At 68.3% G+C, this 14253-nt stretch carries 13 protein-coding genes; 1 reads left to right on the top strand and 12 read right to left on the bottom strand.

The window, feature by feature from the left end; genetic code table 11:
• Positions 1-183: 183 nt before the first annotated feature.
• On the bottom strand, positions 184-4146 hold the full coding sequence (locus ACIGHN_RS14720) for a DUF748 domain-containing protein (protein WP_396504980.1): 3963 nt from the start codon (positions 4144-4146) through the stop codon (positions 184-186).
• Positions 4147-4408: 262 nt separating this feature from the next.
• A complete protein-coding gene (locus ACIGHN_RS14725; RefSeq protein ID WP_396504981.1) occupies positions 4409-5170 on the bottom strand; it encodes an alanyl-tRNA editing protein in 762 nt (253 codons plus the stop codon).
• Positions 5171-5228: 58 nt separating this feature from the next.
• On the opposite strand from ACIGHN_RS14725, the gene ACIGHN_RS14730 reads away from it, so the two are divergent.
• A complete protein-coding gene (locus ACIGHN_RS14730) occupies positions 5229-6095 on the top strand; it encodes a creatininase family protein (RefSeq protein WP_056420147.1) in 867 nt (288 codons plus the stop codon).
• Positions 6096-6183: 88 nt separating this feature from the next.
• Here ACIGHN_RS14730 and ACIGHN_RS14735 read toward each other — a convergent pair whose 3' ends face one another.
• From ACIGHN_RS14735 to ACIGHN_RS14780, 10 genes are all read right to left on the bottom strand, one after another.
• On the bottom strand, positions 6184-6561 hold the full coding sequence (locus tag ACIGHN_RS14735; RefSeq protein WP_396504982.1) for a VOC family protein: 378 nt from the start codon (positions 6559-6561) through the stop codon (positions 6184-6186).
• 195 nt (positions 6562-6756) lie between these two features.
• Positions 6757-7539: a tripartite tricarboxylate transporter permease gene (locus ACIGHN_RS14740; RefSeq protein WP_396504983.1), complete on the bottom strand. Its 783-nt coding sequence runs from the start codon at positions 7537-7539 to the stop codon at positions 6757-6759.
• A gap of 119 nt (positions 7540-7658) precedes the next feature.
• Positions 7659-8873 carry an aspartyl protease family protein gene (locus tag ACIGHN_RS14745; RefSeq protein WP_396504984.1) on the bottom strand — a complete coding sequence of 405 codons (1215 nt, stop codon included), beginning with the start codon at positions 8871-8873 and terminating at the stop codon, positions 7659-7661.
• Positions 8874-8956: 83 nt separating this feature from the next.
• Entirely contained in the window at positions 8957-9628 is a 672-nt protein-coding gene (locus ACIGHN_RS14750) for a histidine phosphatase family protein (protein ID WP_396504985.1), read from the bottom strand.
• A 134-nt stretch (positions 9629-9762) separates the two neighbouring features.
• Positions 9763-10338: a hypothetical protein gene (locus ACIGHN_RS14755; RefSeq protein ID WP_396504986.1), complete on the bottom strand. Its 576-nt coding sequence runs from the start codon at positions 10336-10338 to the stop codon at positions 9763-9765.
• On the bottom strand, positions 10338-10880 hold the full coding sequence (locus tag ACIGHN_RS14760) for a type VI secretion system amidase effector protein Tae4 (protein ID WP_396504987.1): 543 nt from the start codon (positions 10878-10880) through the stop codon (positions 10338-10340). The genes ACIGHN_RS14755 and ACIGHN_RS14760 overlap by 1 nt, the downstream gene beginning before the upstream one ends.
• A 99-nt stretch (positions 10881-10979) precedes the next feature.
• Positions 10980-11966, bottom strand: coding sequence for a threonine dehydratase (locus ACIGHN_RS14765; RefSeq protein WP_396504988.1), 987 nt, complete (start codon positions 11964-11966; stop codon positions 10980-10982).
• Positions 11963-12604, bottom strand: coding sequence for a LysE family translocator (locus ACIGHN_RS14770; protein WP_396504989.1), 642 nt, complete (start codon positions 12602-12604; stop codon positions 11963-11965). Before ACIGHN_RS14770 ends, ACIGHN_RS14765 begins: the two co-directional genes overlap by 4 nt.
• A gap of 5 nt (positions 12605-12609) precedes the next feature.
• A complete protein-coding gene (locus ACIGHN_RS14775; protein ID WP_396504990.1) occupies positions 12610-13311 on the bottom strand; it encodes a VOC family protein in 702 nt (233 codons plus the stop codon).
• 26 nt (positions 13312-13337) lie between these two features.
• On the bottom strand, positions 13338-14213 hold the full coding sequence (locus tag ACIGHN_RS14780) for a PhzF family phenazine biosynthesis protein (RefSeq protein WP_396504991.1): 876 nt from the start codon (positions 14211-14213) through the stop codon (positions 13338-13340).
• Positions 14214-14253: the final 40 nt, after the last annotated feature.

Here is a 14253-nt window from a genome sequence, read left to right on the forward strand (position 1 = left end):
GCGCGGGGCAGCCCGGCCGTTGAAAATCGGCGCGCCACGGCCCCGATGTGCTGGGGGGATGTAATCCCCGGTCATCCCCCTTCCAACCGGCGCTGGGCCACCGCCAGTGCACCTTGTGATCTGGCTGCCGGTTCACCGGGGACGTCCCTATGAAGGGGGAAGCCGCGCAGCGGCTCAGCGAGGCTACCGAGCCTCGAGGCTCAGATCCGCCCGCGGCGTCCACTTGTCGGGCTGGTTGCCCGACTTGGGCGCCGCCACGAAGAGCCGCTCGGCCGGCAGCTTCTGCGCCACCAGATAGCTGCGGATCGCCTGGCCGCGGTCGTGGGCCAGGTCGGCCGCCATGGCCTCGGTGGCGCTCTGGTTGGCCAGCAGCAGGGCTTCCATCTCGGGCACCGTGAGCTCCTTGGCCAGGCCGACCAGGTTGCGCGGCTTGGCCATGTCGGCGCGGCGGTACACCTCCTTGAGCAGGGCGGGATATTCGGCGGCCGACACCGGGCTGCTGTCGGCAGGGTTGGCGCGGCGCTTTTCGGCCAGCACCTGCTGCTGCAGGCGCTCGCGCTGCAGGCCTTCGCGCTCGTCCTTCAGGCTGGCCATGCCGGTCACGGTGATCTTGAGCGCAGGCCGGTCGGCCAGGGCCTTCACCACCTTGTCCAGGTTCTGCTTCGCATCCGCCGAGAGCGCCGCGCTGCCGGGCGCAAAGGCCACATGGCTCATCTCGCTGCCGCCGCCAAAGGCGTTGGCCAGCAGGCTGAACGGAGCAGTCAGCGCCTTGCCGATCAGGTTGACGATGACCCGGCCGATGACCGGCCCCAGGCGGAACTGCGGGTCGTTCAGAGAGCCGCTGATGGGCAGGTCCAGGTCGATCACGCCGTCGCGGTCGGCCAGCAGGGCCACGGCCAGCTTCACCGGCAGGCTGTTGGGCGCGCCCTGCACGGGCTCGCCAAAGGTCAGCTGGTTGAGCACCAGCCGGTTGCTGGCGGTGAGCTGGCCGCTGGGCAGCACCTTGTAGTTCACGTCCATGCTGAGCTTGCCGCGCTCGATGCCGTGGCCGGCGTACTTCACGGCGTAGGGCGTGAGCGGCGGCAGCTCCAGGTCGCGCACCTTGCCCACGATGTCGAGCGCCAGCGGCTTGGCCAGCGGGTTGAGCTTGCCGGTGATCTCCAGCGACGCCGAGCCTTCCGCCCGGCCGCGCAGTTCGAGGTCCGCCAGCACGGGCTCGCCGCCGGGCGTCTCGGACGAGAAGGCGCTCAGCTTGCCGGTCAGCTCCGACAGGTCGGCGGAGTAGTTGGGCTTGATGAAAAAGTCCGAGAACAGCACCTTGCCGTTGACCAGGCTCACCGGCCCGAACTGCACCACAGGTGCCAGCGGGTCGGCCTTGGCGACGGCAGCGCTGGCGGGTGTGCTGGCAGCGGCTGCTGACGCGGCGGCAGGCCCGCTGGCCGAGGCTGCGGCGGTGGCCGCATTCGCTGCACTGGCCGCGTTGGCTGCCTGCGCCTCGGCGGGCGTCTTGGCGATGTCGGTCAGGTTGATGCGGCCCGCCTCGTTCACCGTGATGCGCGCGAAGAAGTCCACCAGGCTGGTCTCCTTGACCTCCACGCGGGGCGCAGTGCCGGGCGCCGTGGCCACGGACAGGCCGCGCAGGTTCAGGCTCTTCCAGGCCAGCAGTTCCTCGCCCACCTGGGCTTCGGTCTTGGGCGTGGAGGCGGCGGTGCTGTTGGCCGTGAGCTCATCGATGGCGACATCGCCCGCCAGGCGCAGGCTGGGGCCCTTGTCGCCCAGTGCCAGTGCAACCTGGCCCTTGAAGCCCACATCGGCCCGCAGCAACTCCACCGACAGCTGGCTGGCCAGATAGCCATCCAGCGCATGCAGCGGCACCCGCGCCAGGTCGAGCTTGCCCTGCGCCGACAGCGGCTGCAGGGCCAGCGTGCCCTGGTAGTCGATCTTGCCGGCCTCGGGTTTGCCGTTGCCTTTGCGGGGTGCGGCAGCGCGTGCGGACAGCTGGAACGCCTCGGGCTTGCTGCCGTCGCTGGCCAGGTTCTTGGCGGTGATGTTCAGTGCCGACAGGTCCAGCGCCACAGGGCGGGCCTGGGCGTTGTCGGCGAACGTGACGGTGCCGCCTTCCACCGCGAGGTCGGCCACGCGCAGCTTCCAGGGCGCAGGGGTGGAGGTGCTGGCGCTGGTGGCGTTCGTGGTGGCGGTACTCGTGCTGCTGGTGCTACTGCTACTGCCACTGCCACTGCCACTGCCACTGCCACTGCCACTGCCACTGCCACTGCCACTGCTGTCGACGGCTGGTGTCGGCGCGGGGCTGGCGGCCTTCGTCCAGCGCTCGAACATCCACCGCCCGTCCGTGCCGCGCTCAACCGCCGCCAGGGGTTGGGACAGGGTCAGCCTGGCCAGCGTGGCCGTGCGCGCATCCAGCGGCACCTGCACGCCTTCGACCGCCAGCTTGGTCAGGCCCACCACCGTGGTGCGGCCCTGCTTCACGGCCAGTTGCTCCAGCGCCAGCGGGCCGGCGGTCAGCGTCACGCCGGTGGCACCGGCCTGCGCCGCCTTGGCGCCGGGCGCCTCCCATGCCACGCCCAGGTCGCCGGTGATCAGGCCTGCGACGGAGGGCTCCAGCACCTGCGCCAGGTAAGGCGCGGCCAGTTGCAGCGACAGCGCCTGCGCCGACGCGTTCACCTGCGCCTTCTGGTCGGTGGCCTCGCCGGTGAACTGCAAGCCGCCGTCCTGCAGCTTGAGCCCGCCCTTGAAGCTGAAGGGCTTGACGAGCGGCAGCGCCAGGTCCGCCATGTCGAGCGTGAAGTCCGTGGCCTGCAGCGTGGCGGCGGGCCGGGTGCCTTGGTCCGACCACCGCACGGTGCCGCCGCGCATCGCGGCGCGGTCCACGCGCACGGCCCAGGCGGGTCGTGCGGCGGCTGGCTTGCTGACAGCCTTGCTGGCACCAGCGCGTGGCGCAGAGGCCGCCTGGCTTGCACTGGGGGATGGCGCAGAAGCTGCGGCGCTGGCGGTGGTCTCGGATGCCGACGCCGTCGATGCCGACGGCTCTGCTGACGATGTGGGGCCGGTGGTCGTCGATGCTGTCTGCGCGCTGGTGGCTGCCGGGCTCGGCGCCAGCTGCGCCCAATTGATCCGGCCCGACGCATCGCGCGCCGCCGTCACCACGGGCGCGGTCAGCTCCACCTGGCTCAGGTGCACCACCTGCTCCAGCGGGCGCACATCGGCCATGTCCACCTTCAGTCGCTCGTACGACAGCAGGTCGCCGCCGTGGCGGTCGGTCAGCCGCACATCGCGCGCCTGCACGGTGCCGGTCAGCTTCACGGACATGCGTGGCGCCTGCTCGAAGGCCACCTTCACGTCCACATCCAGCGTGGCGTCCTGCACCTTGACCGGCAGGCTGGCGGGCAGGTAGCCCAGGTAGGGGGGCAACCGCAGGCCGTCCAGGCGAATGCTCGCATCACCCCGGCCCGTCTGCGCAAACGGCGTGCCCGCTGCCGACGAGTCGAAGCGGCTGCCGTTGAGTGCAAAGGAGAGGTGGGGCTCGACCTTGACCTCGTGCTGCGTGGACAGTGTGCTGATGAACGGCACCTTCAGCGCCAGGTCCCGCACCTCGTGCGTCTTGCCCACGCTCTGGTCGTTGAAGTCGATGCTGCCGCCCGTCAACGCCAGGTTGTAGAGCGCCAGGCGCGCCGGGCCGCTGTCGGGCTCGCCCGTGGGCGCTGTGACCTTGGCGATGATGTCGTCCACGTCGTACCGGCCGTCGCTCAGGTGCGTGACACGCAGCACCGGGTTCTCGACGGTGAAGGCGTCCACCACCGGCGCGAAGCGCAGCAGCGACTGCAGCTCGCCATCCACATACACGCGGCCGATGGTGAGCTGCGGCGGCGCGCCCGCAGCGCCCGCCACGGCGATATCGCGCAGCGCGAGTTCCAGCGTCCAGGGTTTGAAATCGATGGCGCCCACGGTGACCGCACGGCCCAGTTGCGCGGTGGCCGCACGCTCCAGCGGGCCCTTGAGCAGCGGCGGCACGGCCAGCCAGGCCACCGCCCACACGCCGATCAACCCCGCCAGCGTGCAGGCCGCAGGGCGGAACCAGCGGTGCTGGCGGATGGAAGCGAGAGAGGCGGGGCGCAGGGCAGGCGGCATGGCGGCAGATTCAGGGGGCGCCGCGGCCCAGGCAGAGGCCTGGAAGGCAAGACAGACAACAGGCAATACAGCCGCGCGCGTGGGTCGCTATTGTCCCTGTTGTGCAAAAGCCTGGGTAAGCCATTGCAACGAAGGCGCGGGCCCGGTTCACGATTGTTGACGTTGGGCCTTCTCGCGCTTCGAAGCCCTCTGCACCGCGCAGCGGGGGCAACGGGTGCTGTGCTTCTGGAGCAGCCTCACCGGGCGTGCTTCTGGCGTGGCCTCACTGGGCGAAGCCCAGCACCACCCTGCGGGTGGTGGCGCTCTTCTTCTCGATCTTGGTGACCACGATGGCGCCGATCTCTGCCGTGTTGGCCACGTGCGTGCCGCCGCAGGGCTGCAGGTCGATCAGCGGTGTGCCGCCGTCACCGCCGTCACCCCCGATGCGGATGGTGCGGATGCGCCCCGTGCCGCGCGGTGGCTGCACGCTCATGCTCTTGACCAGCGTGGGGTTGGCGTCCAGCTCCTCGTCGCTGATCGATGCCACGGTGAGCGGGTGCGCGGCGGCCACCAGCGTGGCGATGGCGGCGGTCAGTTGGTCCTTGTCCAGCGGGTCGGTCATCGCAAAGTCCAGCCGCGCATAGTCAGGCGTGATCGAGCAGCCGTTGACCAACTGCGGCACCACATGGCACAGCAGGTGCGACGTGGTGTGCAGCCGCATCATGCGGTGGCGGCGCTCCCAGTCGATGCGGGCGGTGACCGCAGTGCCAGCCGCCAGCTTCGCCAGGCGGTCTTCCTGCCCGGGGGCTGGAACATGCACGATGTCGCTGGTGGGCTTGCCCTCGGCGTCCTTGCCCTTGCGGGTGTCGGCAATCGCGATCTCGGTGCCATCCGCCAGCACCAGCACGCCGCTGTCCCCGGCCTGGCCGCCGCCCAGGGGGTAGAACACGGTCTGGTCCAGCACGATGCCAGCATCGGTGATGGCGGTGATGTGGGCGCTGCATTCGCGCAGGTAGGCGTCTTGTCGAAAGAGGTCGTGGGTCATGGGTGCAATGGTAGCGCCGGGGCCCCGCCACGGCCCCCGCGCGGCTACCATGGCGGGCATGACTGCCGCTGCCGCTCCCCTATCCGCCATGCCGCCACTGCCCTCGCGTTTCTGGGCCGACCTCTCGACGCGCGACTTCGCGCAGCTGAAAGCCTCCGGCCAGGCCGCGCACACCGTGGCCGTGCTGCCCGTGGCCGCCATCGAGCAGCACGGGCCGCACCTGCCGCTGTCGGTGGATGCCACCCTGCTGCAGGGCGTGATCGACGCCGCGCTGCCGCAGCTGCCCGCCGACCTGCCGGTGCTGTTTTTGCCGCCGCAGAACGTGGGCCTGAGTCCGGAGCACATCCGCTTTCCCGGGACGCTCACTCTATCGCCCGCCACGGTGATCGCGCTGTGGACGGAGATCGGCGAATGCGTGGCGCGCGCCGGCATCCGGAAGCTGCTGCTCTTCAACGGCCACGGCGGCCAGGTCAGCGTGATGGACATCGTGGCGCGCGAGCTGCGCACCCGCTGCGACCTCATCGTCTACAGCGCCAGCTGGTTCAGCCTGCCGCTGCCCGATGCAGTGGCCGGGCAGTTCAGCGCGCAGGAGCACCGCTTCGGCATCCATGCGGGCGAGATCGAGACGTCGATGATGCTGCACCTGGCGCCTGGCACCGTGCACATGGAGCACGCGCGGGACTTCCGCTCCACCTCGCAGGACCGGTCGGAGCAGTACGCCATTCTGGGCAACGGCAAGAGCGCCAAGCTGGGCTGGCAGATGCAGGACTACCACCCCGCCGGCGCGGTGGGCAATGCTGCGGCCGCCTCTGCGGACAAGGGACAGGCCGTGGTGGCGGCTGCGGCGCAGCAGCTCGTGGCGCTGCTGCAGGAGGTGTATGCGCTTCCCCTGTCAACGCTGGTGGACGAGGTGGGCGCGCCCTAGCTGTGGTGACAGGACGGCCGCGCAGGCACTGACGGCGTCTGTTCGCTGCGCACGTCGGGCAGATGGTAGGGAGCGTGCGAGTGCCCCGCTACGCCAAGCGCCACGGCGGGTTCTTGCGGTTGTCACCGGCCCGAAACAGGCAGATCACATTGCCGGACGGGTCCGCCAAGCGTGCTTCGCGCCAAAGCCAAGGCTCGTCTTTGGGGAGCTGTGTGAACTGGAATCCCGCGGCTTGCAAAGCCGCCACCCTCACGTCGAGGTCGGCGCATTCAAAGTACACGACAACGCCGGTCTCACGCGGGCCGACGTTGTCTGCGTGCAGCGAGAAAGTAGCGTCGCCCTCCGGGCACTCGAAGCGGGCGTACCGGGGTGGCGCGTGAACGATCAGCAGGAAGCCCATGTGGCGATAGAACGCCACAGCTTCGTCGAGGTCCGCGACAGGCAACGTGATCTGGTTGAGATTCATGAGAGATTTTCTTTTTTCTGCCCCTGTTTGCGCCAAGGTATCTAACAGGGCATGGAATGGGTCACCAAAAGCTGGGGTTGTCCGGGTTCCACCGCGCTGAGCACGCGCGACATGAGTTGCACATGTCGCGCGATGTCGTTGCAGCGCAGAGGCTTTATGAGTCTTTGGGCCTTGCGCCCTTAGCGCCTGTCAGCTTCAACCTTGTGCTGGTTCCCAAGTCTCTCGGGCTGGGCGAGGTCTTTTTCCGCGCCTCAGCAAAAGCAGACGTACAGCCACCCCCAGCACACCCACAGCGAACATGCTTGCCACGATGGGCCGGTCCAGCACGAGTGGCAACCATTCACCCCGGCTCAGCAGCAACGCTCGCCTCAGGTTTTCTTCCAGCATGGCAGATGCAGACAGGCCGACCAGCAGGGGCACGACGGGGCAGTCGAGTTGCAAGAAAAGCATGCCCAAGGCCGCCAGCGCTACACAAGGCCACAGCAGGTCGGGCGTCAACCCATACCATGCCAGCAGCCCCGCACACCACGCTGTCGCGAAAGGGCCCGTCCACGCCGGGCGCTGCAGCCATCCCGCGGTGGCAATGAAAGCGCCTGAAGCAGGCCAAAAGCCCAGGCACAGATACACCGTGCTCCAGAGTCTTGTGCTTCGGGTGGTCGCTTTGGAGTGCGGTGGCGGCGGTGGGGCGTCCGGTCTGGGGATGAGGTGTTGCGCGATGTGGGGAACAAGCAGTGCGAAAATTCCCAGGCAGGCCACAACCACGGACGGGTCTTCGTGCAGCAGTGCAAGACCTGTCATACCGCGCAGGTCACCGGCTGGGTCTTGTACTTGGGTGCCGAGCAACAGGCCCAGCACTGCCATACCGCTGGAGCGGGGCAGTGGCTGTGGCGCAGCCAGGCAGACCCCCATCAGCAGCAGGGTCAAGGTGGCCGCATATTCTGCAGGTCCGAACCGAAAAGCAATGTCTGCCCAGGTCATGCGGGTCGCCTCTCCGCGATATGTTGGAGGAGGTTGTCGTGGCAGGTCGCTGTGAGCATGGGGCGAGATTCTCGCACCGGGGTGCCGCCCGCCGGGAGCATGAAAGGCCGCACCGGCGGCTACACCAACTCCCGCAGCACCATCGTCACCACCCGCTCCTGCGCGCTGGCACCGCGCAGGCGCAGCGCAACGGACGTGCCCGGCTCGCCCGCCAGCTGGGTGCGCAGCCAGATCGCATCGGTGGCTGCAAGTTCACGCCCCTGCACGGCCAGCAGTGATTCGCCCCGGCGCACGCCCGCTTCGTCGGCCGGGCTGCCGCCCACCACGTCCAGCACATCGAACCGCTCGCCCGTCCACCGCGCCACCAGGCCGCTGCGGGGGCCGGCAAAGGGCTCGGCCAGAGCGGCCTGGGGCTCCAGATACAGCGCACCGCCCGCCGCATCGATGGTGACGGCGAAGCGCTGCCACAGTGCGCCCCCCAGGTTGCCCATCCAGGCGTCGCTGCCGAACAGCCCGCCCGTGGCGAGAGACAGGTGCACCGGCACGCGCGGCAGCTGCCAAGGCCCGACGTCGAACGTGGGAAGGCGCGCCACATCCGCCCAGGTGGTGCCGCCCACGCTCACGCCGGTGAGCATGCGCACCGAGGGCTGCAGCGCAGCGCGCAGGCCCAGCCGCTCCACCACCGGGCGAAACAGCGTCACGGCGCCGGCGTCGCCCGTGTCGACAGAAAACCAGCCTGCCTGCCCGGCTGCGGTGGCTTGCACCAGCATCTTGCCGCCGGGCAGCACCCGCAGCGGGAGCAGCACGGCTGCAGGCGATGGGGCAAGACGGCCGGGTGCGGCCAGCGTGGCCTGCGCGCGGCCGTAGTCCAGGCGCACCGAGAACGCGCGCCAGAACGTGGCGCCCAGAATTCCGTCGTAGTCGAACTCGGCCGGCATGGGCACCACGAACGCAACTTCGCGCTTGAGGTGCAGCGCTTCTCCCACGGCAAGGTTATCCACCACCGTCCAGGGAACGGGCTCGTCGGAGGCTTCGGCGCCCGAGCTGGGCACCCTCTCGGTGGACAAGGGCACGCCCAGCAGCTGTGCGGTGCGGGGCGTGAGCACGTTGTGGTCCGCGCCCGTGTCGAGCAAGAACCGCAGGGGCTGCCCGTTGACGCGCACGGCCAGCGACACATGGGTTTGCCGGCGCTCCAGGGGCACGGTGAAGGGGCCGGGCGGCGGCACCACCTGCGCCTCTGCGCCCAGGCCCAGCGATCCGCCGCAGCCATTCAAGCCCGCCAGCGGAAAAGAAGACACCGCCAGGGCACGGCCCAGGACTTCGCGACGGCGCATGGCAACTCCCGTTGTTTGAGAGTTGCTATTAAACAGTAAAAAATTATTGTTTTACAGAAATTTATTGCAAGTCCGCGCAATGCTCAGGCGTGCGTGATCCAGTCCAGGTGCGGGCCTTCATTCAAATGCGGCAGGGTGTTGAACGTCTGCAACATCAGCCGCTTGGGCGCGATCGAGAACTCCGTCACTGCGCTGTTGCGGATGCGCATGTTGAGCGCAATGGTGACCTCGGGCGCTGTGCCCAGCACCTCGCCCACCGCAGCAGAAATGGGCCCGCCGCTGCTCACCATCAGCACGTTCTGGCCCGCATGGTGGTGGCGCACGTGGTCCAGCGTGGCGCGGATGCCGGCCGAGAAATCGTTCCAGCTGGGCATGCCCTGCGGGCTGATGACACCGGCCATCCACTGCGCCAGCGCGTCGCACAGGATGCGAAAGTGCTGTCGGTACTTCTCGGGCGTATCGGCGGGGCCCAGGGGCTGGGGGTGGATGGCGGCGATCAGCGCATGGCTGTCGTACTCATTGAGGGCCGGCAGCTGCAGCGCCTCGGGTGCGGTCTGCAGGCCTTCGGCAATGCCCTCCAGCGTCTGCGTGTGGCGGCGCAGCGTGCCGGTGATGACGGCGTCGAACACCAGGCCGCGCGCACGCCAGTACTCGCCCAGGCGCACCGCCTGCTCGCGCCCGCGCGGGCTCAACTGGTCGTAGTCATCGGCGCCAAACGAGGCCTGGCCATGGCGCACGAGGTAGAGGGTTCCCATGCGGCGGATTGTGGCCAGGATGACAGCAGTGGTTTGTTACCTAAGCGACAAGGCTGTCGGTGCGATGGCTGTTTGGCGTCTTGCGCATATTCGATGGGTTACCGGCATCTCAACACCAGCCATCCCGTTGCTGGTTATCGAGAAAAGCGTCTTGCACAGGATGCTGGAAAAGCATTGATGGCATCCGATGGCGGGACGCCGAAGTCCTCCAATGGCAATCGCTTGAATGCCGGCCAGTCGGACGCCGCAATGTTGAGTTCGCCGCTGCCACAGAAAGCCCGCAGTCGGGGTGGGCTCGGGTCGCAGCGGATGTCTGAGAAGATGCATCGTTGGCCTGCTGACACGCCAAGCGCGGGCACAGCGTGCTCCGCGACGATCACGAAGCTCAGGTCCTGGTTGGCTTGCAGGGGCGTGGGCTGTGTCTGTTTCCACAGGAAGATGGCGGCGCTTGGAATGACAAGCACGCACGCCATCCACACCATTGCGGAAGTCCGCAGGCGGCGAGGGCCGTCGCCGCGGGTCATCAGTCCGCAACCGATCAGGATGAAGGCCACAAAGAGACATCCAATGAAAGCCAGCAATTGCATCGTATTGCAGCCGCTGTCGCAGTCGCCGGAGCGAAAAGCACTCAGGATGAAGTAGCCGCTGACCAGGCTGGCAATGGCCGCGGCAATGAGGAGCCGGGCGAGGCTGCGAACGGAGACGCGCATCAGGCAAAAGGCCAAAAAACGACTGACCTGGAATTCTCCAGGTCTGAGTAGACAGAAGGTATGCGGGCAATGCCGATGGTGAAACGGGTAAAGGTTTGCCAGGATGGCGTCAATCGGTCCATGTTCCACAGGTCGATATGGTCGCCGGTGGGTTGTCTCTCACCTGCGCGAAGCCAATAGTCCTGAAAGAAGACGATGCCTTTCCTGGCTGCAAGGTTCTTTTGAAACCCTTTTCCCGAGAACTGCAGAGGCTCCGGGCAGCCTGGGAAAGGCCTTGTTTTCAGCCAGTTTGCCAACTCCTGAGCCCTCAAGACCATCCCGTTGGCTCTGGGCCCGAATTGGCAGCGTGGGCCTTTGAAGGTCGCAAAATTGACACCTGATCTTTCAAGGGCCATGCCAACGCGAATAGCGCATTGGTTATCGTAGGCCTTGGTTCGGGTCGTGGGGTTGACGCAGGGATCCTTGCTGGGATAGTGGCCCCAAAGCGCATCGAATGAGACGGGGGTGAGGGGGTTGGCTCTGTATGTCTTGGGGTCTGCCATGGATGGAAAGTGCTCAGTGGAAGGTCGCGGTGCTGCGTCCAGGAATTGCAGCACCGACCGACTGAAATGAGCCCCCAAATTGCAGGCATTCAGCGCTTTTTAATGGCGAAGAACTTCCCCGAACATGGGCGCATCCACATTGCCCCCCGTCAACGCCAGCCCCACGACCTTCCCCGTCAATGCACCGCGCTCCTGAAGCGCCGCCGCCAGGGCTGCAGCACCAGCGCCTTCCGCCACGTTATGGGTGTCGGTAAAGATCGCGCGCATGGCTGCGGCCACCTCGGCGTCGCTCACCTGCACGATGTGGTCGATGTGCGGCGCGATGATGGACAAGGCCTCGGCGTCGGCCACGCGACAGGCCATGCCGTCGGCCAGGTGCGTGGTCACGGGCGCCTCGACCACGCGGCCGGCGGCCAGCGAGTCGGCGTAGGTGGTGGCGTGGCTGCTGACCACGCCCACCACGCGCACGCCGTGGCCCAGCGCCAGCTTGGCGGCAATGGCCGAGCAGGCACCCGAGCCCTGGCCGATGGGCACGTAGGCCACGTCCATCTGCGGCACGGCGCGCAGGAATTCCCACCAGTAGGTGCTCACGCCGCGCAGCAGGTCGGGGTGGAAGCTGGGCACCATGTGTGCGCCGCGCTCGGCGGCCAGCTGGATCGCGAATTCGCGCGCTTCCTGAAAATCCGCGCCGTGCTCGATGAGCGTGACGCCCAGGGCGCGCATGGCGGCGTTCTTCTCGACCGAGTTGCCCTGTGGCACAACGATGGTGCAAGCCACGCCATGGCTGCGCGCGGCCCAGCCCATGCTCTGGCCGTGGTTGCCGCGCGTGGCGCTGATCACTTCGCGGGGCATGGCGCCGCGCTTTGCGAGCTGGTCGAAGTAGGTGAGGCCGCCGCGGATCTTGAAGGCGCCGACGGGTGTGTGGTTCTCGTGCTTGAGCCAGCAGTCGGTGCCCAGGCGTTCGCTCAGCAGGCCCCAGCGGTACTGCGGCGTGGGCGGGAAGTCGCGGTACACCACCTGTGCGGCGGCTTCGATGTCGGCCAGGGTGGGCAGCAGCGCGGTGGCGGGGTCGAGGCGGGCGTTCATTCGGCGGCTTTCTTTTCGGTGAGGAGTCGGAGTGCGAGCAGGCCGAGCACCGTGCCCATGAAGTAGCGCTGTGCCCGCATCCACGCGGCGTTGCGATTGAGGAACACGGCCACGCGCGCGGCGCACAGGATGAGCAGTGCGTTGACGACCGCGCTGGTGGCGATCTGCACGCTGCCGAGCGTCAGGCTCTGCAGCAGCAGCTGCCCGCGCTCGGGGTGCAAAAACTGCGGGAAGAACGACAGGTAGAACATGGCGACCTTGGGGTTCAAGAGGTTGGTCATGAAGCCCATGAGGAACAGCGTGCGGGGGCCGTCGTGCGGCAGGCTGCGGGCCTCGAAGGGCGCGGCGCCGCCGGGCTTGACGGCCTGCCAGGCCATCCACAGCAGGTAGGCGACGCCGGCGTAGCGGATGGCGTCGAAGGCCAGCGGCACGGCGGCCAGCAGCGCGGTCAGGCCCAGTGCTGCCGCGAGCAAGTGCACCAGAAAACCCAGCACCACACCGCCCAGCGAGACCAGCCCTGCACGCGGCCCCTGCGTGAGGCTGCGCGAGACGCAATAGACCATGTTGGGCCCGGGCGTGAGCACCAGCACCAGCGCGGCCAGCGCAAAGATCAGCAGTTCCTGTGCAGAAAAGAGCATCGTGGTTACTCCGGTGTGAATGACGATACGGCGACCGGTCCGCGTGGCGTGGCCAGTTGCGCCGTGAGGCGGGGGGCGCCACCTGCGGCGATCGCTACCTGCGCTGCCACGCCGATCGCGTCGCACGCCGCCTGCAGCGTGGCCGCCTGCGGGTGCTGCAGCGCCAGCGATTGCAACTGCACGCCGCTGGCGGGCAGGCTCTCGCACGGGTGCACGGGGCCCCACTGGATGAGCGTGGGCAGGCAGCCGTCCATCAGGCGCAGGCCGTCTTCGCGCACGGTGATCTGCCACTGCAGCAGGCCGTGTGCGGTGGGGCGGCTGGCGGCGATGATCTCGCCGCGGTCCAGGTCCTGCGCGGCCAGGGCGGCGCACCGGTCCTCGACGTCAGGCACCGCGGCCACCCAGTGGATGAGTTGCGGCCCGTGTTCGGCCACCTGCTGCTGCAGCGTGGCATCGTCCATGTCGAACCACCGCCTGGCGCTTTCGGGTCTTGCGCTGGCAGCTCCTGGATTAATAGCAATCACCTCCAGGTAGGCGCGCGGGTGCGCCGGGCTGGAGACATTGAGGATGCGGTTGTGCGTGCCCATCAGCGGGTGCTCGCCGCCCGCCGTGGGGGCGATGCCCAGCGTGCGTTCGCACCAGGCCACGCCCGACGCCAGGTCCGCGGCCAGCACGACCAGGTGGTCCACGCAGGGCGGCTGTGCCACATCTGCCGGGGAACTTGAGGCGGCCGTCACAGCAGCACCTCGCCCGACACGCAGGTGACCGAGCTGCCGCCGACCCAGATGGTGTCGCCGTCCTGCTCCACGAACACGCGCCCCGCGCGGGCCAGGCAGGTGCCCTGGCTGGCCACGTACTGCGCGGGGGCCAGGCCCGCGCCGATGAGCCACTGGGCCAGCGCGGCGTTGAGGCTGCCGGTCACCGGGTCTTCGGCCAGGCCGTTGTTGCCGGGGAAGAAGGCGCGCACTTCGAAGGCGATGCCCTCGGCGTCGGTGCTGCCGATGACGCCCACCTTGCCGCGCGGGCCGACCACGCCCACATCGAGCTTGCCCAGGATGCTCGCATCCGGCTTGAGCGCCAGCACCTGCTCGCTGCTGCGCAGCATCACGCCGCGCCAGTTGGGGCCGTTGTCGCACCAGGCGTGGTGCAGGATGTCGCTGCGCGCCACGCCCAGGCCGCGTGCGATCAGGGCCACGTCGTCTTCCGCCAGCGGGCCGCTCTTGATGAGCGCAGGCGCTGCGAACGCCAGGCGCTCGCCATCCTGCCGCAGCGTGACCAGGCCCACGCCGCATTCCTGCACCACGGTGCCCGCCACCTGCGGCTGGCCGCCGGCCTGCAGCCAGGCGTGGCAACTGCCCAGCGTGGGGTGGCCGGCAAACGGCAGCTCGCGCCCCGGGCAGAAGATCCGCACGCGGTAGTCGGCACCGGCCGCCCGGCCTGCGGGCGTGGGCGGCAGCAAAAAGGTGGCTTCCGACAGGTTGGTCCAGTTGGTGAACTCCTGCATGGCCTCGGTGGTCAGGCCGGTGCCATCGAGCACCACGGCCAGGGGGTTGCCGCGGTAGGGCTGGTCGGTGAAGACGTCGACTTGCTTGAAAGGGCGCTGGTGCATGGTGCTCAAAGTCCTGGTGTCGATGGGTGATGAAAAAAAT

It is taken from the genome of Acidovorax sp. NPDC077693, assembly GCF_044542805.1.
Taxonomy (GTDB): domain Bacteria; phylum Pseudomonadota; class Gammaproteobacteria; order Burkholderiales; family Burkholderiaceae_C; genus Acidovorax.

Coding starts and splice junctions, on each gene's coding strand:
- ACIGHN_RS14735 (WP_396504982.1), bottom strand. CDS start 6,561: ATGAATCTCAACCAGATCACGTTGCCTGTCGCGGACCTCGACGAAGCT.
- ACIGHN_RS14780 (WP_396504991.1), bottom strand. CDS start 14,213: ATGCACCAGCGCCCTTTCAAGCAAGTCGACGTCTTCACCGACCAGCCC.
- ACIGHN_RS14765 (WP_396504988.1), bottom strand. CDS start 11,966: ATGAACGCCCGCCTCGACCCCGCCACCGCGCTGCTGCCCACCCTGGCC.
- ACIGHN_RS14740 (WP_396504983.1), bottom strand. CDS start 7,539: ATGACCTGGGCAGACATTGCTTTTCGGTTCGGACCTGCAGAATATGCG.
- ACIGHN_RS14730 (WP_056420147.1), top strand. CDS start 5,229: ATGACTGCCGCTGCCGCTCCCCTATCCGCCATGCCGCCACTGCCCTCG.
- ACIGHN_RS14745 (WP_396504984.1), bottom strand. CDS start 8,873: ATGCGCCGTCGCGAAGTCCTGGGCCGTGCCCTGGCGGTGTCTTCTTTT.
- ACIGHN_RS14755 (WP_396504986.1), bottom strand. CDS start 10,338: ATGCGCGTCTCCGTTCGCAGCCTCGCCCGGCTCCTCATTGCCGCGGCC.
- ACIGHN_RS14750 (WP_396504985.1), bottom strand. CDS start 9,628: ATGGGAACCCTCTACCTCGTGCGCCATGGCCAGGCCTCGTTTGGCGCC.
- ACIGHN_RS14760 (WP_396504987.1), bottom strand. CDS start 10,880: ATGGCAGACCCCAAGACATACAGAGCCAACCCCCTCACCCCCGTCTCA.
- ACIGHN_RS14770 (WP_396504989.1), bottom strand. CDS start 12,604: ATGCTCTTTTCTGCACAGGAACTGCTGATCTTTGCGCTGGCCGCGCTG.
- ACIGHN_RS14725 (WP_396504981.1), bottom strand. CDS start 5,170: ATGACCCACGACCTCTTTCGACAAGACGCCTACCTGCGCGAATGCAGC.
- ACIGHN_RS14720 (WP_396504980.1), bottom strand. CDS start 4,146: ATGCCGCCTGCCCTGCGCCCCGCCTCTCTCGCTTCCATCCGCCAGCAC.